Raw genomic sequence first — 19360 nt, 5'->3', positions numbered from 1 at the left:
AAATATTGATAATAGTTTTCTAACAACGCAAGTAGTAGTAGAAATTCAATTAACCATGATTCTATTAATTCATAGTTTATTTGATTGACCAGAAAAAAACAAGAGATTGAGTAGATTGGATTTGATTACAAACCGCTGGAAAAGAGAGGTTTTTAAAATAACATGACGTTATTCACTTTAGGGGGATTTAAAGAAAAAAAGAAGCTTGCCAAATTGAATTGACTTACTTCTCGTAAAATGTTGCGCATATATTTTCATGTATCACAATTGTTCTGTAAATGAAGTATAAGCTCCATCTACACTTATAAAAGTCGTTATATTGTGCATATATAATTTACAATCTGGAGCTATTACTGAGGCTGATTGAGTTTTCAGCCCCAACTTCTCGATGTTCAGAGCTATTAAGAACGTTCTCCAAAGTATTGATAATAGTTTGTTTCAATAAAGCCATTAAATAATTTACGTTTCTTCGTTGCTTCCATACCAAATTGTTTTTCGAAAGCAGCGAACGCAGTAATTACATAAATACTCCATGTTGGATGATTCTTCATAACATCACCAAAGTCTTTATATAGTGCTGCAACAGCTTCTTTATCACTTAGTCGCTCACCATAAGGAGGGTTTGTGACAATATAACCATTCTCATTACGAATAAATAGATCCTTTACCTGCATTTGCTTCCATGTAATTAAATCGCCTAATCCAGCCTCTATTGCATTATCACTCGCAACTTTAATTAAATTATGGTCGATGTCTGAGCCGATAATTTCCAGTTTTTGATCGTAATTGGCAAGGTCTTCTGCTTCTTCAAATGCTTTTTGCCAATGTTTATTACGGATAAAAGCCCAATTTTCTGAGGCGAAGTCACGATTAAAACCTGGTGCAATGTTTTGTCCAATTAATGCAGCTTCAATTGGAATCGTACCTGATCCACAGAAAGGGTCAATAAATGTATATTCAGCTTTCCAATTCGTAAGTAAAACGAGTGCAGCTGCCATCGTTTCTTTTAAAGGTGCATCTCCCTGACCTACTCGATAGCCTCTTTTATGAAGCCCTGTACCTGACGTATCTAATGTAAGGGTAACTTCATCCTTTAACAGCGCAACTTCAATTTTGTACAATGCTCCTGTTTCCGGCATTTTCGAAACCATTCCATATTTAAGTTTAAGTCTTTCAGCAATTGATTTCTTAACGATCTTTTGGCAATCAGGAACACTGTGCAATTGTGATTTAATTGATTTTCCAGAAACAGGAAATTGTCCATCCTCTGCAATAAATTCTTCCCACGGAAGGGCCTTTGTAGATTCGAATAGCTCGTCAAATGTCGTCGCATTAAATTTCCCAACAAGAACCTTTACTCTGTCTGCTGTACGTAACCAAAGATTGCAGCGCGGAATAGCAGAAACTGGTGCTTCAAAGATTACTTTGCCATTCTCTACTGTTACTTCATATCCAAGCTGTTTTACTTCTTGTGCAACTACAGATTCCAGACCCATAGCGGCTGTTGCAATTAGTGTTATATTTTTCATATATGAATTCCTCTCGTTACTAAAATTAGTGTAGTCCTAGTTTATCACATTCGACGAAAAATAAAAAAACCTTTCTCATAGTATCTACTATAAAAAAGGTTCGATTAATTAATTTAGAGACCGATTAAATACTCGATAAGCCATGTTCTGTACCTACGTACTGCAAACGGTGGTCAAGCCTCGTACTTTAGGTTGTAATCATCTATCTACAAGGAGTTCCTTGTCCCTCTTTCGGTTGAATTCCCTACTAAAGGATGCCCCTACCATTATTTGGGTTGCTCACTCGTGGGGTTTACCTCGTTCCACCTGAAATGTTTCCATTCCAGCTCCGTCACTGTGGCACTTTCAAGTATAATATTCCATATCCGATTGGACTTAGGAATATTTCCTGCCGTTAACCGTATTGGTTACCTTGACTTATGAATTCATCAAGCACGAACACTACAAACATCTCAGTTTGTGTGAGCATGGACTTTCCTCTGCATCAACTGCAGCGATTACCTGAGTATTTAATAACACTAAATAATACTATCATATTTATTGCTTTATTTCAATCATTCTTTTCGAAATGCTACTTGGCCTATTCGTCTGCCTCAATAAACTTCTTGCCGAAAACTTCTTTTTCTAAATTTGATAAACGTTTCAATACATCATAATTAACTTGTGTATTTTGTTGGGCAGCTCTCGTGCGTACTGGCTGTTGTTCTGGAGTGCTCTTTTTCAGCCTATCGATTTCTTGCTGTAATCTTACTATTTCTTGACTGAACGCATCATAGTCTTGAATGATAAGATCCAGAAATTCATCTACTTCTTCTTGACTATAGCCTCTCATGGTCGTTTTAAAATCTTTTTCGAGAATTGCCTTGCCATTTAATTGTGCGCGTTTACTCATCATCTCTCACCTCATCATATTCACTTTTCCATATTCATCGATTATTCAATTTAGTCTATAATTCAAGCATTATTTCTCATTTTATTATACCATTAAAAAAAGGAAACTGAAAATCAGTCTCCAATGTAAGCTCATTAGCATTACCCCTGCCTGATTTATTCCCCTAGCAAATCATTGGTATCAAATGAAAATGGTAATAGTTCTTCCATTGTAAAGTTCTTCGTTTCTTTATTAATATTTGTTAAATAAATGTTCATTTTTTTATCAAAAAATTCACTCATCACTTGCCTACATGCTCCACATGGTGGTACAGGTCGTTTTGTATCTGCAGCAACAGCCATTTCGACAAATTCTGTTTCCCCTTCAGAAATAGCTTTAAATATCGTAACACGCTCCGCACAACATGCTAGTGAGTAAGCAGCATTCTCAATGTTGCAGCCGGTATACACCTTGCCAGATTTTGTTAATAATGCAGCACCAACCCGGAACTTCGAATACGGTACATACGCATTGTTTCTTGCATTAATTGCTTCATCAATCAGTTTATTCATGATTATTTTTATTCCCTTCAGTCTAATAAGTTGCTATAAATTATAAGAAATTAATGAACAATTGTAAAGCAAAGAGAGGTTTATAAGTCTCGAATTACTTGATCATAAATATAAAGTACTGAATTATATAATTCCATATAACGTTTTCTTCTAGCATCCTTATAATAGCTATGCATGATAAGTAACTCCATATTTTCCCTAGTAGAAATGACTTGTTGTGGATGAACTGTGATCTTTTTCTCTTTAACCGTTTGCAGTGCGTCCTCTTCCCAGGTTGCAATCAGATCATAGATTGGTGTCGTCTCCTCTTTTACCTTTTCAAAGAAACTACGATCCTTCACATTTTCTGGTGGAGTACTGTGCTCGAATTTGTCTCGTAAATTATAAAGATACTCTCTAAGCGTTTCTGTTTGCTTTGATAATTCCATGATGTATTCCGCCTTCTTCTATTTAAAAATAGTCCTTTCCCTCTACTTTATCATATTATAATGTGAATGCGTTAAGTTATCTGTTATTAATTATTTGAATTACAATAGCATCTGCAGCTAGAACGAATTCTTGCTGTTGGTGAAAATTATGCTTAATTTCATTTTCCACTTTCAACCTTAGCTTCTGATCGATTCTTCTTAGCTGATCCAATAGATGTTCTACTGATGACTCAACATCCTCTTTATTAACACCATTGACGAAGGAATCCAATTCTTTAATGGCATACATAAGTCCCACCTCATTCAATTTAGTTATTTAGTATTTCGAGGAAAATATAAATACTCCTTCACGTTCGACAAAACTAGAACATTATATACAAAACAAGTGTAGGTACTTATGATTTTCCTATATTAAGACATAATAATAGTAAAAGGAGGTTACAAAATTGAAACAAAAGAAGAATCAATTAAAGAAACAAGAAAGAAATAAATCTAATTCAGCGATTATTGGTGATAAAAAATTAAATGGTCCAAATCGCCCCTCAACTTAAATCAACATGCTTCAATTAGTCTTTTCAAAAAAGGATTTGCTGCTACTAATCAGCAAATCCTTTTTTATGTTCACAAAAAGTTTACGTAGATACTCGCAACAGGGAGTTGTCTGAGAAGAATGTTGTGTACTTCCAGTGCGATAGACCTATTTTTAAAGAAAACAATCGTCATGTAATGTTCAAATATGTGATTTTATTCACTTTGTTATATAATGTATAATGTAATGAATCGTATTTTTGATATGATATGTATGCTAGGAGGAAGAGAGATGAATTATCCGAATGGACAAAAGAAGATCATATCAAAACAGGCATCGTCCTGGCAATCGAATAATACATTCAGTAATCGAGGAATGTCATTAGAGGACGATATAAATACTACGAATCAGTTCTACTTGGATATTGATCGTGCCGTCATTCATAAGAAACCAACACCAGTCCAAATTGTGAAGGTACATTATCCAAGACGAAGTGCAGCTGTTATTACGGAAGCCTATTTTAAACAAGCTTCAACAACCGATTATAATGGCCTATATCGAGGGAAATATATTGATTTTGAAGCGAAGGAAACAAAGAATAAAACAATTTTCCCATTGGCAAATGTTCATGACCATCAAATTAATCATATGAAGAAAATTGTTGAGCACGAAGGAATTTGCTTCTTACTCATTCGCTTTGCTGCCCATGACGAAACCTATTACATGCAAGCGGAAAAACTGCTTCGCTATTGGCAAGATATGTTAAATGGTGGGAGAAAATCAATCCCATATGAAACAATAAAGCAGGATGGTTTTCATATCCCCTTACAATATCAGGCAAGAATAGATTATTTATCAATTATTGATAAGCTTTACTTTTAGAGATGGAGGTGTAGAGCTATGGCAGAAAATGGCCAAACTCGCACAGCAAGACGACAACAAAAGAAGAAAAAAAATAGAAAGAAACCAATTTGGAAGAGAATTTTATTAATAGGATTTATTATCGTTTTAGCAATTGGAATTGGTGTTGGTGGGTTATTCACTTACTGGATTGCAACTGCACCAGACATTGATACAGCTCAATTATCAGATCCGTTTTCATCATCGTTTCTAGATCAGAATGGCGATGAATTCGCAGTACTTGGTGCACAAAATCGTAAAAAAATTAATTATGAAGATTTGCCACAGGTATTAATTGATGCAGTCACAGCAACAGAAGATGTAAGATTCTTTGAACACCACGGCATTGATCTTAGACGAATCGGTGGTGCCATTCTTGCCAATTTTTCGAATGGTTTCGGCTCACAGGGCGCAAGTACGATTACACAGCAAGTTGTAGAGAAATCATTTTTATCACCAGAAAAGGAATTAAAACTGAAAGTACAGGAACAATGGTTAGCATTGAAATTGGAACGTCAGTATTCTAAAGAAGAAATTTTAGAAATGTATTTAAATAAAATATTCTATGGTGCAGGAGCATGGGGTGTTGGACAAGCAGCGGAAACCTACTTTGGAGTTACCGATTTACATGATCTAACACTGCCACAGGCTGCCATACTCGCTGGGTTGCCGCAAAGGCCAACAGCATATAATCCTTTCCAAAACCCCGATTTAACAGAGGGCAGAATGGATACTGTATTAAAACTGATGGTTAGACACGGTAAAATAACGCAAGCACAGGCTGATGAAGCAAGAGAAGTTGATATTCCTTCCATGCTTGTTGAAACACAGCCTGATTCAACACCATATGAAGCATTTCTTCAACAAGTAGAAAAAGAAGTAAAAGAAAAAGTAGATGGTGCAGACATTTTCTCTGATGGACTAAAAGTCTACACGACATTAGATCCAAGCATCCAGGACCATGTAGAATTTTTATTAACAGACAGTGCGGAGAACCCTATTCCATATCCAGATGATGAAATGAAGGCTGGAATGGTCATCCTTGATACGAAAAATGGTGCAATCAAAGCAATCGGCGGCAGCAGAAATAACGATGGTAATTGGGGTTATAACTATGCAACACAGGGCACTTACCAACCTGGCTCAACAATTAAGCCAATACTTGATTATGGTCCTGCGATAGAATATGATAAAATGTCGACCTATCATCTAATTAATGATGATAAACCATATGAAATAGCCGGAACTGACGGTGGGACTATCAATAACTGGAACCGTAAATATTCCGGATGGATTACTGCAAGATATGCTTTAAGTCAATCTCTAAACGTTCCAGCAGTAAAAATATTTGAAGAAGTTGGCAGAGAAAACGCGAAAACCTTTGCTAAAGGGTTAGGAATCACTTTTCCTAAAGATCAGGTTCAATTGACGGATGCAATTGGTGGAGCGGAAGCGCAGGTAAGCCCTCTTCAATTAGCAGGAGCATACCGTGCATTCGGTAATGAAGGAATTTATAATGAACCCTATGCCGTTACAAAGGTTGAATTCCCTGATGGACGTGTAGTAGAACTTGTACCAGAACCTGAAGCTGTAATGTCTGATTATACAGCATACATGATCACAGACATGCTTAAGACTTCAGTAACAGAAGGTGTTGGTTATAAAGCGAATGTTCCAGGCTTACCATTAGCCGCTAAAACAGGAACAACTAACTTAAAAGATAAACCTGGCAGTCCAGATTCTTGGTTAGCTGGCTATACGACAAACTATACAATGGCCGTTTGGACTGGTGGTTATACAGATGATGAAGGAAAACGGGATGTAATGCCTGATACAGAAATCTCGCATGCCCTATTCAAAAATACGATGGAAACTATTTCACAAGGAATCGATACAGCAGATTTTGCAAAACCAAATTCTGTTGTAGAAGTTGCAGTTGAAAATGGCTCTAATCCTGCAACATTACCAAGCAAATACACTCCATCTTCGCAAATCATAACTGAGTTATTTGTTAAAGGAACTGAGCCAACTAAGACATCTAAGAAATTTGATGAAATTGATCCTGTCAGCGGATTAAAAGCAACTTATGATGAAGCTGCAAATGTGATCCGTGTTGATTGGCAATATAATTCTGAAGATGATGTAACATTCGACGTAAGTGCTGCTATAAACGGTGGCGAAAAACAAAACCTTTCATCAACAGAGGATAAATCAATTGAAATAACAGAAGTTGAGCCTGACGCAGAGTACGTTATTGAAGTAGTAGTGAATGATGGCACATCTACTAGTAAACCTGCAACAGCATCAGTGAAGACAAAGGGCGAGCAGGAAGAAGAGCTTCCTGGGGTTTCTGGATTATCCGCAGAGTATATCGAAGAAAGCTCAATTATCGATGTTTCTTGGGATTACAATGGCCCTCCTGCCGCATACGAAGTCTCTGTTAATGGTCAAGTACAAACAGTGGATTCGAAAGGAATTGAAATAAGCGGTGGTTCACCAGGACAGAGCTATACGATTACAGTAACACCAATTGGCAAAAATGGTGCGAATGAAGGTGTAAGAGGTATTACAGAGAGTACATCTTTGACTATCCCTAATACCGATGAAAACACTAATCCTGACACTAATCCAGAACCTGGAAATGAGCCAGAACCTGGAAATGAACCAGAGCCCGATCAAGAACCTGAGCCGGAACCAGACACAGAGCCAGAGCCTAATCCAGACCAGGAAACGGAGCAAGAAAACAATCCTGATAATGGCCAAGAGGATACAGAAACAAATACAGAGTGATAATAGAATAATCGCTTTTACAAGCGGAAAATGAGGTAACCTTCGAAATGGAGGTTACCTCATTTTCTTAATCATTTATTTTACATCCTTCACTCGTTTCTTTCCTTCTCTACATAACTCGAGTAATGGGCATTCAAGACAATTAGGGTTTCTAGCTTTGCAGTGGTATCTGCCAAAGAAAATCATCCTGTGGTGTGTTACACTCCATTCTTCGCGAGGTACTTTACGCATTAATGTTTCTTCTACCTCTATTACGGAATCCTTCCATCTGCAGATTCCCAATCTTTTTGAAACCCTTTCAACATGTGTATCAACAGCTATTGCTGGTTCATCAAACGCTATGGAAGCAACAACGTTTGCTGTTTTTTTTCCAACACCGGCAAGCGTCATTAATTCTTTTATCGTTCTTGGAACCTCTCCATCAAAATCATTAATCAATGATTGGCAAAGCTTCTGGATGTTCTTAGCTTTTGTTCTGTAAAGTCCAATCGATCGAATATCTTGCTGTAATTCTTCTAAAGGTACCGCTAAATAATCCTCTGGTTCTTTGTATTTAAGGAATAAATCAGCAGTTACTTTATTTACAAGCTTATCTGTACATTGAGCAGATAATAAAACGGCAATGACCAGTTCAAATGGATTGGAATGTATTAATTCGCCCTTCGCATCTGGAAACATCTCAGCCATAACATCTAGACAATATCGGATTTGCTTTTTATTTAACATGTTTCTATTCTTCCCCTTCTAACCAGTTATAATAAAAGGAAGTATCCCTCTTTTGTTGGTTATCTTGTTTTATTACTTGTTTGTTGTGGAAGTTTTTGCTAGCATCACGAGCTTGCTCGACGGAATGAATCCCCTTCTTCTTCCATTCCCTAAGAATACGGTCAATATATTTGAAATTTAACTTGCCCATTAATACCGATTCACGCAAGCCTGCTTTTATAAGTGCTGGTGCAATTTCATCTTCATCTAACCATGCATTAATTGTTTCGATTTCGAAAGGTGATAGTGGTCTACCAAATTCCTGCTCGAACAAAATGAAAATTGTCCCCACTGTTTGTTCTTCTTGGACAGGAAGTGGAGAATATAGCTTCTCCCAAAGTGGATCGAGTAAATACGATTCACTTAGTTGCTGCTCCTCATTCTTTTGTTGTTCAATTGCAAGAAAATCATTTTGAATAAGCTTACGAAGAATGTTCGCACAATCCTTCTCAGAAATTGTCATCTGTTCTGCAAGCTCAAATGGCGTTGGAAAATCATTGTTTTCTTGAAGATATCGCAATAAGTGGATGATAACCATAACTTCCCGCTCATCTAAACCAAGCGAATGATAGCTTGTTAGCAGTTTAATGGGGATTGGTAATTGGTTTAATAATATTTTTTGAAATGGTATTGAATTTGACATATATTTTAACACCTCATTATAAGTATAGCATGTACTTTAAAAAACTTGGTAGTCACCAAGTCTTTCGGTGACACCTTACTTGCACTTATGTAGTAAGAAAGAATTTACTCTCTTAATTACCAAAAATAAAATCCCTTGCGAATACTTAACAAGGGATTTTATTTGCATATGTTGATTAAAACTGTCCTTTAAGACATAGTAAAGTCGAAGCCTTTGAATAAAATCAAGGATATAGTCGATTTAATAAACGTGGGAATGGAATTGTTTCTCGAACATGATCGACACCAGATATCCATGCTACTGTCCGTTCTAATCCTAGTCCAAATCCTGAGTGTGGCACACTACCATACTTTCTAAGCTCTAAATACCACTCGTATTCAGGCCCAGTTAATCCGTGTTGCTCATAACGTTCCTTCATTAGATCTAAATCATCGATACGTTGTGAACCGCCAATGATTTCACCATAACCTTCAGGTGCAATTAAATCAGCACATAATACAACCTCAGGTCTGTCAGCGACTGGCTTCATATAGAAAGCTTTGATGTCAGAAGGATAATTTGTAATAAATACAGGCTTGTCAAAGTCTTCAGCAATTGCAGTTTCATGCGGTGCACCGAAATCTTCACCCCACTCGATATCTGTAAATCCTTTCTCTTTCAACAATGAAATTGCATCATCATAAGAGATTCTAGGGAATGGAGCAGTAATTTTTTCTAGTTTCGTTACATCTCGCTCTAATATATCTAATTCTAACTGACAGTTATCAAGAACAGATTTCACAATATAACTTACATAGTTTTCTTGAATTTCTAAGCTTTCTTCATGCGTAACAAACGCCATTTCTGGCTCAATCATCCAAAACTCAATCAAATGACGACGTGTCTTCGATTTTTCGGCGCGGAATGTTGGGCCAAAAGAAAACACCTTGCCAAATGCCATTGCAGCAGCTTCCATATATAATTGACCACTTTGTGATAAATATGCTTCTTCTTCGAAATACTTCGTGTGGAATAGCTCTGTTGTCCCTTCTGCTGATGATCCTGTCAGTATTGGTGGGTCAATTTTTACATAGCCATTTTCGTTAAAGAAATTATAGGTAGAGCGAATGATCTCATTACGAATTTTCATCACCGCATGCTGCTTTTTAGAACGTAACCATAGGTGGCGATGATCCATTAGAAATTCGATTCCATGCTCCTTTGGTGTAATTGGATAATCATGTGATTCATGAATAACTTCGATATTTGATACTTGCATTTCATAGCCAAATTTTGATCTTGTATCTTCAACAATTTTCCCTGTCACATAAATGGATGTTTCCTGTGTTAACCCTTTTGCAATTTGGAAAGTTTCTTCCAATACATCACTCTTCACAACGACACCTTGCATAAATCCAGTACCATCGCGTAACTGAAGGAATGCAATTTTTCCGCTTGAACGTTTGTTACTTAGCCACGCTCCAATTGTAACGGTTTTTTCTAGATGATTTGCTACTTGTGAAATAGTTGTTTTCATAAAATATTACCTCCGTAAAACTAAAATTAATGATTAGAGATGAATCGTCTAAATAATGATAAAACACTTATTTATAGCTGATTCTGTGTGTATTTTGTTCTCTTATATCTTCTGAGTTCTTGTATATTATACATCATTAGAAATGAAATACCATGAATTCCCTTAAATTCAAGCTACTCTCTTGCTGCTGTCTGCACCTAATTCCATCACGTTATTTTAAAAGCTTTGAGAATTGAAGTTGTTCTTTGCGACTTGCATCATCCATCGATAAATAGTCCAATACATATTTTGATTTGTTATCTTTATAATAAGCGATCTCCCACAATGGTTCTTGTTCCATCAATGCTGGAGAAATATGTACTAATTGACATTGGCTGCATTGATTTTGCCAAGCATTTAATATTTGCTGTTCTGAGATTATATCTGCTTTATTAATAGTTGTTAGATTTTTCTCATTCCCAATCAATGGATAGAAAATTATTTTCTCTTCATTGTCTTCATTCTTACCATGCACTACATGGTAAGGACTTTCACCATTGTATCGTTCAATTTTATCAACTTCGATTATTGCAGTCTGTGCTAAAATTTGCTTTTCCGTTTCAGCAAATCCCTCAATTTTACTCTCATATAGATCATTATATAAAAATATAGCGTAAATTAAACAAGCAAAAGCAATAACGAGTACGGTTACTAACCCCTTTTTTAGCCAAATACGCTTCGTTGATTGTGAATATCCGTTGTTCATTATTCTCTCCATCCTATTTTTGAGGTTTAATCGTGAAACTCTTGATTTTCTTCGTTATAAATACTTCTTGTTTTATCAAATTTTACTAATCATAGGATGATGCAGTGTTGCTAACAATAAAAGCAAGTTGATATTATTAAGATGAAGCACCACTATAGTATACAATTTTTTCGTCTATTTTGCTTTATTTTTCTAACTTTCAACAAAAATTTTTAACCCATACCATTTTTAACTTTTACTACTGATGGATACTTATTACATCAGTAGTCTTTTTTTAGTGATGGATGACAATCAACGGTTGATATAAACTGCAAAATATCCGCTCACGGGTCAGTCGTTGCGGAAATAAACTACGCTTTCCGCGGGCGGCTGGTGAGCCTCCCGCAGGAGTCTACGTGTATTTCCTTCACTCGGATTGTGCGAGTAAAAGTAATCTTCTGTCCTCTGCTAGACAAAAACACATTTCCCCAATATATGACGTAAATTGTTGCTGAAGTGTTGCCTAAGAGATACTACTGTCAAGAGCTGGAATAAACGTTGCACTTATTTAACAGTTTATTAAAAGCAACAGATTTATACGTAATAAGACTTCTCTAGAACCATTCCTCTGCCTTACTCATAAGAGTTTGGGTGGAATCGTACGTTATTGGGACGTCTGGTATCGAATTTAAGAAGTTTTTACCATATCGAGCTTTCTTAATCCGTGCGTCACAGATAAATACGATGCCACGATCACTAGTAGAACGAATTAACCTGCCAAACCCTTGTTTGAATCGAATAACTGCATTAGGTAAGGACAATTCCATAAATGCATTTTTACCCTGCTCTTTTAAGTAATTTGATTTCGCCTCATAAACTGGATGGGCTGGGGGCTGGAACGGCAATCGAACAATCATAAGACAGGATAAATCATCACCAGGAATATCAACACCCTCCCAGAATGAACTAGTTCCTAACAGTATAGCTTGATCAAATGTTTGGAAGTTTTTCTTTAATCTTGCACGGCTGCCACTAGAAATACCTTGTCCAATTAAAACATACTTATCTGTATCAATGATTTCTTTTAATAAATAATAGGATTTCCTCAGCATGTCATAGGAAGTAAATAATACGAGCATTCTTCCATCTGTAATCTCCGCTAAAGATAAAATTGCTTCACAGGTCGCAAATATAAAATCATCGGTATTTCCATATTTAATATCTGGGAAGTCGTTTGGTATCATTAACTGCACTTGATTTTGATATGTAAATGGAGAGCTGAATTTCTTCGTCACTAGCCGATCGTCATTTAAGCCTAAACGGTTTTGGATAAATGTAAATGAATCATTCATTGTTAATGTTGCGCTTGTTAAAATTACACTGTCCTTTTTATCAAAGAAACCTGCAGCTAATAATTGAGAGACGTCGGTTGGTTCACAATACAAATAAACAGCGTTCTTTGTACTCTTCGTGTCGATTTCAATCCATTTTACTTGTGGGACACTGTCTTCGAGTAAAAATAGTTGCTCTAAATGATCAATAAAAGTTTGAAGTAATTTTATAATTCCATGTAAATCATCTTTATCATGTTTATCTAAAGGTGCATGTTGATTAAAATGCTGTTCAACTATCGCGAGTATATGAATCAAGTCTCTAATAAAGAACGTAAGTCGAGTAACCATTTCTTTTATTGCATTCCATTTTTTTGATTCTTCTTTTTCGGAATCAAACCGATACTGAACCCTGCCGATATCACTTAAAGACTTATCATTTTTTTGTTTTGAAACGACATATTGATACAACGATCCAAATAACACATCAATTTCGTACTTCGTATCATTCAGAATGGAGTCCCATTTTTCAAGTGGAACTTCTTTTCTATCGAAGGAATAATTGGCTAAAAATTTACCAAATAGCTTTGTTTCTTCACTTAAGCCAATTTGATTTAATACAAATTGCATATTGATATTATCTAGCTTTAATCCATAATGGTGTGATGCTGTATCCTCTATATGGTGTGCTTCATCAATTACCACTCGATTATAACTAGGTAAAAACTGATAATCATTAAACATATCTGTACAAAGTAATGCGTGATTCGTAATGATAATATCTGCTTGCTGTGCCTTTTTTCTTGCCTTTTGGTAATAGGATTTTGAGAACCAAGGTGAATAGGCATCGATCATACCTTCTGCATCTGTAGATATTCGCTTATAAAATAAATAGCCGCTTGATGATAGATGCAGCTCATCAATATCGCCTGTTTCTGTTTCAGTTAGCCAAATAAGAATCATTGCTTTTGTTAACGTGATATCATAATTCTCATGTGGATTTGTATTTAACTCATGCGCAAATTTCTCAAGACTAATATAATGATTTTTTCCTTTTAATAGGGCAGCTTTAAAAGGAAATGCGATTAACTTCTGAATTAGTGGTATTTCCTCTTCTAATAATTGGGTTTGAAGCTGGGTAGTATAGGTACTAATAACAATTCGTTGTCCTGTTTTCACTGCTTCATAAATCGTGGGAACTAAATATGCAAGTGACTTCCCTGTTCCAGTCTCCGCCTCAATTAGTGCATGATTCTTCGTTTGAAATGAGTCAAAAATAGTTTCCGACATTTGACGTTGTCCAGGACGTGGTTCATAATTTTTCATATGTCGCTTAATTGAACCTGCTTCTTCGTAAATTTCATCTAAATAATCACCGAACGAAGGCAAATCTTCAACAGTAGTATCTGTAAGATCCTCAATTTGTTTAAAGGCAATCCCATTAAAGGAGATAATTTGGTCATTTTCAGTAGTAGAAAATGCTAGTTGCTGCTGCCTACTGGATAATAGTTCATGTAAATCCGATTTCAGCATCTTCTCTAATGTCAATAAATGAGTAATCGTTTCATACGGTAATGAATTGATCTTCTCTTCTAGTTTTAAGAACAGCTTTGCTGTAACATATGCATCCGATAGTGCCCGATGTGGATCATTATGCTCAATCTGGAGATACTCTGCTAATTGTCCCAATTTATAACCAGGTGCCTTCGGAAATAATATACGGGATAGTTCTACTGTATCGATTACTGGGGTACGTAGAATTTGTTTGTTATTATTCATTAATTCCACATTTAAAAAACCTAAATCAAAAGGTACATTATGAGCGATTAGATAGCTGCCCTCAAAAATGGAAATAATTTCGTCTGCTTTTTCATGAAACAATGGCGCATCCTGAACATCCTCATCCGTTATACCCGTTAGATTTGTAATAAATGGTGGAATTGGTTGATTTGGATTAAATAGGGTTGTTTTAGTTTCTATTATTTGATTATTTTCAATAACGACAATTCCCACATCGATGATCTTATCATCCTTTGTTGGGGAATGGCCTGTCGTTTCTAAATCGATTACTACATATCTTTGCACAAGCATCACCTTGCTTTCTAACCCATTAACTTAATAACTTGACCATCAATCCAATAATAGCATGATTTTTATTATCGTCAAACTTGCATTCCAGTGGTCAGTATTATTTTTCAAACCAATCTATTTCAGCTGAGTACAATTTTTCGATTGAACCGTCCATTCGCTTTATACGTAATGCGCCGTCTTCCTCGATTCCTAAAAATATTGCTCGAAAGTGATCTTTTAATGTCTTGATTGTAATTTCTTCCCCTATTTTAAATCCATAGCTTTCCCATTTCTGTTTAATCTCTGGAAATCCATTTTTAATATATTGATCATAGGATTTCTCAAATGTCGTTAATATTTCTTGAATTAATGCTTTAATTGAATGTTCTTTTTCCGTTTCAATCAATAAAGAAGTTGCCCTATGGCTTATTTCTTCTGGAAGATCGTCTTTAGATTGGTTAACATTAAGCCCTATACCGATAACAATGTAATTTATTATATCTTGTTCTGCCTGCATTTCCGTTAAAATCCCAACGATTTTCTTATCATGAAGCAGTATATCATTCGGCCATTTAATTAATGGTTGCACATTACAATACGAATGTAAAACATCGGCTAACACCGTAGCGGTTAATAAGGTTAACTGTGGTGCTTGGAGTGGAGAAATCTTAGGCCTTAGAATGATACTGAGCCACATCCCTTTCCCCTTCGTTGAAAACCAAGATCGATTCATTCTTCCCTTCCCATTTGTTTGCTCATCAGCAATTATAATTGTGCCATGAGCCGCTCCATTACGGGCTTCATCATGTGCAATATGCTGGGTTGAAGTTGTCGATTCTTTATGGATAATGGATTTGCCAATCCAGTTCGTTTCTAACCCCCAACGTATGGTATTTTCACTTAGTTTATCTGGATAGCTAATAATCCGATAGCCTTTATTTGACTTCCCTTCAATTTGGTAGCCATCTTTCTCAAGCTCCTTCATATGTTTCCAAATGGCGCTCCTGGAAATTTGCAATTCATCCGATAATAATTGACCAGAAATATATTTTTCTGAGCTATCCGCAAGTAGCTGGATTAATTTATTTCGGGTGGATTCCATTTTATCCACTCCTTTATATCATATTCTGTATTTTGTAATCGACCGAAGATAACTTCCTTTTCAATCATTATAAGCATTTGTTTTAACCATGGACCACCTTTTATATTAGGAAATAATGCCATTAGATCATTTCCATTGATACTTAAATCTTTACTTTTCTGAATCGGCAGCTGCTCTTGTATATTTATTAATTGCTGCAATTGAATTGTATAAAGACTTAAGCTATTCAATAAACGAATAAACCCATCATAATATTCTTCTTTAAGCCGATATGCTAATAATGGATCGAGCCCATTTTTTTTAAAGTATGCATATGCACCCGCAAGCTGAATTGCTTCCTGTTTTATTTTATTCGAGCATTTCCAAGCACTCATCCAACTCAATATTGAGACTTCAGGCTTCAATATGTGAAGCAAAGCAATTACTTCGCCAAATGATTTAAGTGGCTGAAGCGATTTAGGCAGGTTGTACATGAGTTCCGGGTGTTCTCGAAATACGGGCAAATATTGGTGGATTTCAAGCTTTTGTAAATAATGAATGCCTAAATGCACATATGATCCCGAAAATAATTTCGTAAACTCATTGGTTATGCGTTCCATTGCAAGGCTTTCGATTTCCTTTTTTACATGTATCATCGCATCAAAAGTGCTGTCTTCAATTTTAAAGCCAAGCTGGCTCGAGAATCGCAGTGCACGAATAATTCGTAAAGCATCTTCAGAGAATCGCGACTCTCCATTTCCTACCGTTCGGATAACTTTTGCTTTCAAATCACTTCTTCCATTAAACAAATCAAGGATTTCTCCTTTTATATTCATTGCTAGTGCATTGATTGTAAAGTCACGACGTTCTAAATCTTTGTCAATATTATCGATGAAGGTTACAGAGTCGGGATGGCGTTTATCAATATAGTCTCCGTCTACACGGAAAGTCGTCACTTCATACGATTGGTGTTCATGCCTTACAACAACCGTACCATGCTCAATCCCAACTGGAATTACCTTTGGAAAAATCTTTTGGATTTGATCGGGTGTTGCTGATGTTGTAATATCAATATCACCGATAGGACGTTTTAATAAAAAGTCACGAACACAGCCACCCACAAAATATGCTTGATGATGATGTTTTTCAATATGTTCGAGAATTGGTTTTGCGGTTAAAAAAGGTTCCGTTAACATGGAATCACCATTTATTCTGTCTGTCATAGACTTAACACCCTATCATATACACTTAAATATTGTTTCACGATTGAAGCTGAATGAAAGGTATTTCTTGCATGCATGTACGCATTCTCAGAAATACGAGTTAGTTCAGCTTCATTCGTTAATAAATCAATACAATAATCAGCGGATTGTTCAATATCTCCCAAATCTACAAGATATCCAGTTTCTCCATGTTTTATAACCTCAGGAATTCCACCGACATTTGTTGCTATACATGGTACTTCACAGGAATTGGCCTCTAGTAAGACGAGTCCGAAGCTTTCTTTTTCCGATGGCAGTAGCAGAATATCTGAAACGGATAATAATTTGCTAATATTAATCTGCTTACCTAAAAATAGGACATCATCTACTAATTGCAGTTTTTCCACTAATTTCACCATGCTTGAATATTCCGGACCGTCTCCTACTAGAAGCAGCTTGCTCTTAACCTTTTCCCGAACACGATTGAACGTATAAATAACGTCCTGTACTCGCTTAACTTTCCGGAAATTCGAAATGTGAATCAAAACCTTTTCATCTTGTTTGATTCCATATGATTGTTTCAGTGATGGCTGTTCTACTTTCACATATTCTTTTTCATTTACAAAGTTATAGATGACCTCGATTTCTTTATTTACTTGCAGCATTTGCTTCGTTTGGTCAACTAGGCTTCTGGAAACTGCAGTAGCAGCATCAGATTGTTCAATAGCATATTTAATCGTCTTCTTAAAGGTTGTATCAATACCAAGTACCGTAATATCTGTCCCATGAAGTGTTGTTACAATTTTTACCTTATGGCTTGCAATATCCCTTGCTAAAATCGCACAGATTGCATGTGGCATCGCATAATGAACATGAAGAATATCGAGTTTCTCTTGATCAATTACCTCCGCCATTTTCGAGGTAAGTGCAAGATCATATGGCGGGTATTGAAATACAGGATAATGATTGATTTCCACTTCATGATAGAAGATTCTAGGATGAAAATTATCCAAACGAAATGGAATACTGGATGAAATAAAATGTATTTCATGGCCAGCTTCAGCCAGTAGCTTTCCAAGTTCTGTTGCGATGACACCTGAGCCACCAACAGTTGGATAACAGGTAATGCCAATTTTCAATATATGTCATCTCAATTCTATAAAATATTTTCTAATCCATACACTAATTTATCTAGCTCCATCACCTTTTCAACAGATAATTTGATTCCCTCCATAAAGGAACCACGGTTAAATGAATCATGTTTAATTGTTAAAAGTTGTCCGTCACTGCCAAAGATAACCTCTTGGTGGGCTACAAGGCCTGGAAGACGAACACTATGAATTCTCATTCCATCGAATTCTGCCCCTCTTGCCCCATTGATCGTTTCGCTTTCATCATGATGGCCTTGCTCTTTTCTGCTTCTAGATTCCCTTATGAGTTCTGCCGTCTTAATTGCTGTTCCTGATGGTGCATCTAATTTATTATCATGATGTTTTTCAATTATTTCAATATCTTGGAAATACTTAGCCGCCATTTGCGAAAATTTCATCATGAGAACAGCTCCAATTGCAAAATTAGGAGCAATAATCGCGCCAACCTTTTTTTCTTCCGCTAAAGTAGATAATTCACTGATTTGCTCTGAAGTAAAGCCCGAAGTGCCGACAACAGGACGGATATTATGTTTAATTGCTGCTAATGTATGTATGTATCCCACTTTTGGTACTGTCAAATCGACCAATACATCCGCTTCTATGTTTTCGAAACAAGCTTCTGCATCATCATAGATAGGAATATCTAAAGCTGGCTGATTTTCAATATCTTTTAATGTTTTTCCTCCATTTTTTCTGTCAATACATGCAACTAATCGGAATGCTTCTTCCTTTTCAATCATGGTAATTGCTTCTGAACCCATTTTACCACGTGGGCCTGCTACTATAATATTTATTGTCATGAACAATTCCTCCCAAACTAAACTAAATCGATTAAGAATCTTTTCGTGTCCAGCGATCTTTATCTCTAGTTTCAAATTTTGTCATTGCAAGGTTGAATGCTTGTGATAGATCAATGTCCAGCGAATTTGCGAAGCATGTTAGGACAAAGATTATATCCCCAAGCTCCTCCTCCACCGTTTTCTCTACTTCGGTTGATTTTTTTGGTTTTTCACCATAATAATGGTTTACTTCTCGAGCAAGCTCACCAATTTCCTCTGTCATTCTTGCCATTAAGCTTAAAGGAGAAAAATAACCTTCTTTAAATTGTGAAATATAATCATCAACCCGTTTTTGAATATCTTCTGTATTGTATATTGGTTTATCGATGATAATTACCCCTTCATGAATTAGATTCTATCTTTATGTTAGCGAATGGTTTGGATTTTGACAAATTTTTTCTTCTGCATTCTGTTATTTG

At 36.0% G+C, this 19360-nt stretch carries 18 protein-coding genes and 1 other RNA gene; 3 read left to right on the top strand and 16 right to left on the bottom strand.

Annotated elements, in window-relative coordinates; genetic code table 11:
- Positions 1–401 precede the first annotated feature (401 nt).
- The 6 genes from CWR45_RS00895 to CWR45_RS00870 form a co-directional block, all read right to left on the bottom strand.
- Entirely contained in the window at positions 402–1529 is a 1128-nt protein-coding gene (locus CWR45_RS00895; RefSeq protein ID WP_115747908.1) for a THUMP domain-containing class I SAM-dependent RNA methyltransferase, read from the bottom strand.
- 131 nt (positions 1530–1660) lie between these two features.
- Positions 1661–2038: RNase P RNA component class B (rnpB, locus tag CWR45_RS00890), an RNA gene on the bottom strand.
- Between the two features lie 71 nt (positions 2039–2109).
- On the bottom strand, positions 2110–2424 hold the full coding sequence (gpsB, locus tag CWR45_RS00885) for a cell division regulator GpsB (protein WP_115747907.1): 315 nt from the start codon (positions 2422–2424) through the stop codon (positions 2110–2112).
- A 152-nt stretch (positions 2425–2576) separates the two neighbouring features.
- Entirely contained in the window at positions 2577–2972 is a 396-nt protein-coding gene (locus tag CWR45_RS00880) for a cytidine deaminase (RefSeq protein ID WP_425453583.1), read from the bottom strand.
- Between the two features lie 80 nt (positions 2973–3052).
- Positions 3053–3400, bottom strand: a complete 348-nt coding sequence (locus CWR45_RS00875) for a DUF1798 family protein (RefSeq protein WP_115747905.1) — start codon at positions 3398–3400, stop codon at positions 3053–3055.
- A gap of 76 nt (positions 3401–3476) precedes the next feature.
- Complete coding sequence (locus CWR45_RS00870) at positions 3477–3689, bottom strand: hypothetical protein (RefSeq protein ID WP_115747904.1); 213 nt, start codon at positions 3687–3689, stop codon at positions 3477–3479.
- 157 nt (positions 3690–3846) lie between these two features.
- On the opposite strand from CWR45_RS00870, the gene CWR45_RS19985 reads away from it, so the two are divergent.
- The 3 genes from CWR45_RS19985 (at position 3847) to CWR45_RS00860 (ending at position 7619) form a co-directional block, all read left to right on the top strand.
- Positions 3847–3951, top strand: coding sequence for a spore protein (locus tag CWR45_RS19985; RefSeq protein ID WP_211315919.1), 105 nt, complete (start codon positions 3847–3849; stop codon positions 3949–3951).
- Positions 3952–4220: 269 nt separating this feature from the next.
- Positions 4221–4811, top strand: a complete 591-nt coding sequence (gene recU / locus CWR45_RS00865) for a Holliday junction resolvase RecU (protein WP_115747903.1) — start codon at positions 4221–4223, stop codon at positions 4809–4811.
- An 18-nt stretch (positions 4812–4829) separates the two neighbouring features.
- Positions 4830–7619 (top strand): transglycosylase domain-containing protein, encoded by a 2790-nt coding sequence (locus CWR45_RS00860; RefSeq protein ID WP_115747902.1) that lies wholly within the window; start codon positions 4830–4832, stop codon positions 7617–7619.
- Between the two features lie 75 nt (positions 7620–7694).
- Here CWR45_RS00860 and nth read toward each other — a convergent pair whose 3' ends face one another.
- The 10 genes from nth to CWR45_RS00810 form a co-directional block, all read right to left on the bottom strand.
- Positions 7695–8345, bottom strand: a complete 651-nt coding sequence (gene nth, locus CWR45_RS00855) for an endonuclease III (RefSeq protein WP_115747901.1) — start codon at positions 8343–8345, stop codon at positions 7695–7697.
- Between the two features lie 4 nt (positions 8346–8349).
- Positions 8350–9027, bottom strand: a complete 678-nt coding sequence (locus CWR45_RS00850; protein ID WP_115747900.1) for a DnaD domain-containing protein — start codon at positions 9025–9027, stop codon at positions 8350–8352.
- Between the two features lie 223 nt (positions 9028–9250).
- A complete protein-coding gene (gene asnS / locus CWR45_RS00845) occupies positions 9251–10543 on the bottom strand; it encodes an asparagine--tRNA ligase (RefSeq protein WP_115747899.1) in 1293 nt (430 codons plus the stop codon).
- A gap of 211 nt (positions 10544–10754) precedes the next feature.
- Entirely contained in the window at positions 10755–11288 is a 534-nt protein-coding gene (locus CWR45_RS00840; RefSeq protein WP_115747898.1) for a cell wall elongation regulator TseB-like domain-containing protein, read from the bottom strand.
- Between the two features lie 593 nt (positions 11289–11881).
- On the bottom strand, positions 11882–14689 hold the full coding sequence (dinG, locus tag CWR45_RS00835) for an ATP-dependent DNA helicase DinG (protein ID WP_245975304.1): 2808 nt from the start codon (positions 14687–14689) through the stop codon (positions 11882–11884).
- Positions 14690–14786: 97 nt separating this feature from the next.
- Positions 14787–15770: a biotin--[acetyl-CoA-carboxylase] ligase gene (locus CWR45_RS00830; protein ID WP_115747897.1), complete on the bottom strand. Its 984-nt coding sequence runs from the start codon at positions 15768–15770 to the stop codon at positions 14787–14789.
- Positions 15746–16972: a CCA tRNA nucleotidyltransferase gene (locus CWR45_RS00825; RefSeq protein ID WP_245975303.1), complete on the bottom strand. Its 1227-nt coding sequence runs from the start codon at positions 16970–16972 to the stop codon at positions 15746–15748. The genes CWR45_RS00830 and CWR45_RS00825 overlap by 25 nt, the downstream gene beginning before the upstream one ends.
- Positions 16969–18093 (bottom strand): N-acetyl-alpha-D-glucosaminyl L-malate synthase BshA, encoded by a 1125-nt coding sequence (gene bshA, locus CWR45_RS00820; protein WP_115747896.1) that lies wholly within the window; start codon positions 18091–18093, stop codon positions 16969–16971. The genes CWR45_RS00825 and bshA overlap by 4 nt, the downstream gene beginning before the upstream one ends.
- Before the next feature lie 14 nt (positions 18094–18107).
- Positions 18108–18902, bottom strand: a complete 795-nt coding sequence (dapB, locus tag CWR45_RS00815) for a 4-hydroxy-tetrahydrodipicolinate reductase (RefSeq protein WP_115747895.1) — start codon at positions 18900–18902, stop codon at positions 18108–18110.
- Positions 18903–18933: 31 nt separating this feature from the next.
- Positions 18934–19290: a nucleotide pyrophosphohydrolase gene (locus CWR45_RS00810; protein WP_342770075.1), complete on the bottom strand. Its 357-nt coding sequence runs from the start codon at positions 19288–19290 to the stop codon at positions 18934–18936.
- Positions 19291–19360 lie beyond the last annotated feature (70 nt).

Source organism: Oceanobacillus chungangensis (assembly GCF_003369565.1).
GTDB classification, from domain to species: domain Bacteria; phylum Bacillota; class Bacilli; order Bacillales; family Amphibacillaceae; genus Oceanobacillus; species Oceanobacillus chungangensis.
This window is presented reverse-complemented; position numbering and strand designations above follow the sequence as displayed.

What these genes read in the sequence shown, in the direction of transcription:
- CWR45_RS00825 (WP_245975303.1), bottom strand. Translation starts at nt 16,972, where the DNA reads ATGACAGACAGAATAAATGGTGATTCCATGTTAACGGAACCTTTTTTA.
- asnS (WP_115747899.1), bottom strand. Translation starts at nt 10,543, where the DNA reads ATGAAAACAACTATTTCACAAGTAGCAAATCATCTAGAAAAAACCGTT.
- CWR45_RS00840 (WP_115747898.1), bottom strand. Translation starts at nt 11,288, where the DNA reads ATGAACAACGGATATTCACAATCAACGAAGCGTATTTGGCTAAAAAAG.
- dinG (WP_245975304.1), bottom strand. Translation starts at nt 14,689, where the DNA reads ATGCTTGTGCAAAGATATGTAGTAATCGATTTAGAAACGACAGGCCAT.
- gpsB (WP_115747907.1), bottom strand. Translation starts at nt 2,424, where the DNA reads ATGATGAGTAAACGCGCACAATTAAATGGCAAGGCAATTCTCGAAAAA.
- CWR45_RS00830 (WP_115747897.1), bottom strand. Translation starts at nt 15,770, where the DNA reads ATGGAATCCACCCGAAATAAATTAATCCAGCTACTTGCGGATAGCTCA.
- recU (WP_115747903.1), top strand. Translation starts at nt 4,221, where the DNA reads ATGAATTATCCGAATGGACAAAAGAAGATCATATCAAAACAGGCATCG.
- CWR45_RS00870 (WP_115747904.1), bottom strand. Translation starts at nt 3,689, where the DNA reads ATGTATGCCATTAAAGAATTGGATTCCTTCGTCAATGGTGTTAATAAA.
- dapB (WP_115747895.1), bottom strand. Translation starts at nt 18,902, where the DNA reads ATGACAATAAATATTATAGTAGCAGGCCCACGTGGTAAAATGGGTTCA.
- CWR45_RS00875 (WP_115747905.1), bottom strand. Translation starts at nt 3,400, where the DNA reads ATGGAATTATCAAAGCAAACAGAAACGCTTAGAGAGTATCTTTATAAT.
- CWR45_RS00880 (WP_425453583.1), bottom strand. Translation starts at nt 2,972, where the DNA reads ATGAATAAACTGATTGATGAAGCAATTAATGCAAGAAACAATGCGTAT.
- CWR45_RS00895 (WP_115747908.1), bottom strand. Translation starts at nt 1,529, where the DNA reads ATGAAAAATATAACACTAATTGCAACAGCCGCTATGGGTCTGGAATCT.
- CWR45_RS00860 (WP_115747902.1), top strand. Translation starts at nt 4,830, where the DNA reads ATGGCAGAAAATGGCCAAACTCGCACAGCAAGACGACAACAAAAGAAG.
- nth (WP_115747901.1), bottom strand. Translation starts at nt 8,345, where the DNA reads ATGTTAAATAAAAAGCAAATCCGATATTGTCTAGATGTTATGGCTGAG.
- CWR45_RS00850 (WP_115747900.1), bottom strand. Translation starts at nt 9,027, where the DNA reads ATGTCAAATTCAATACCATTTCAAAAAATATTATTAAACCAATTACCA.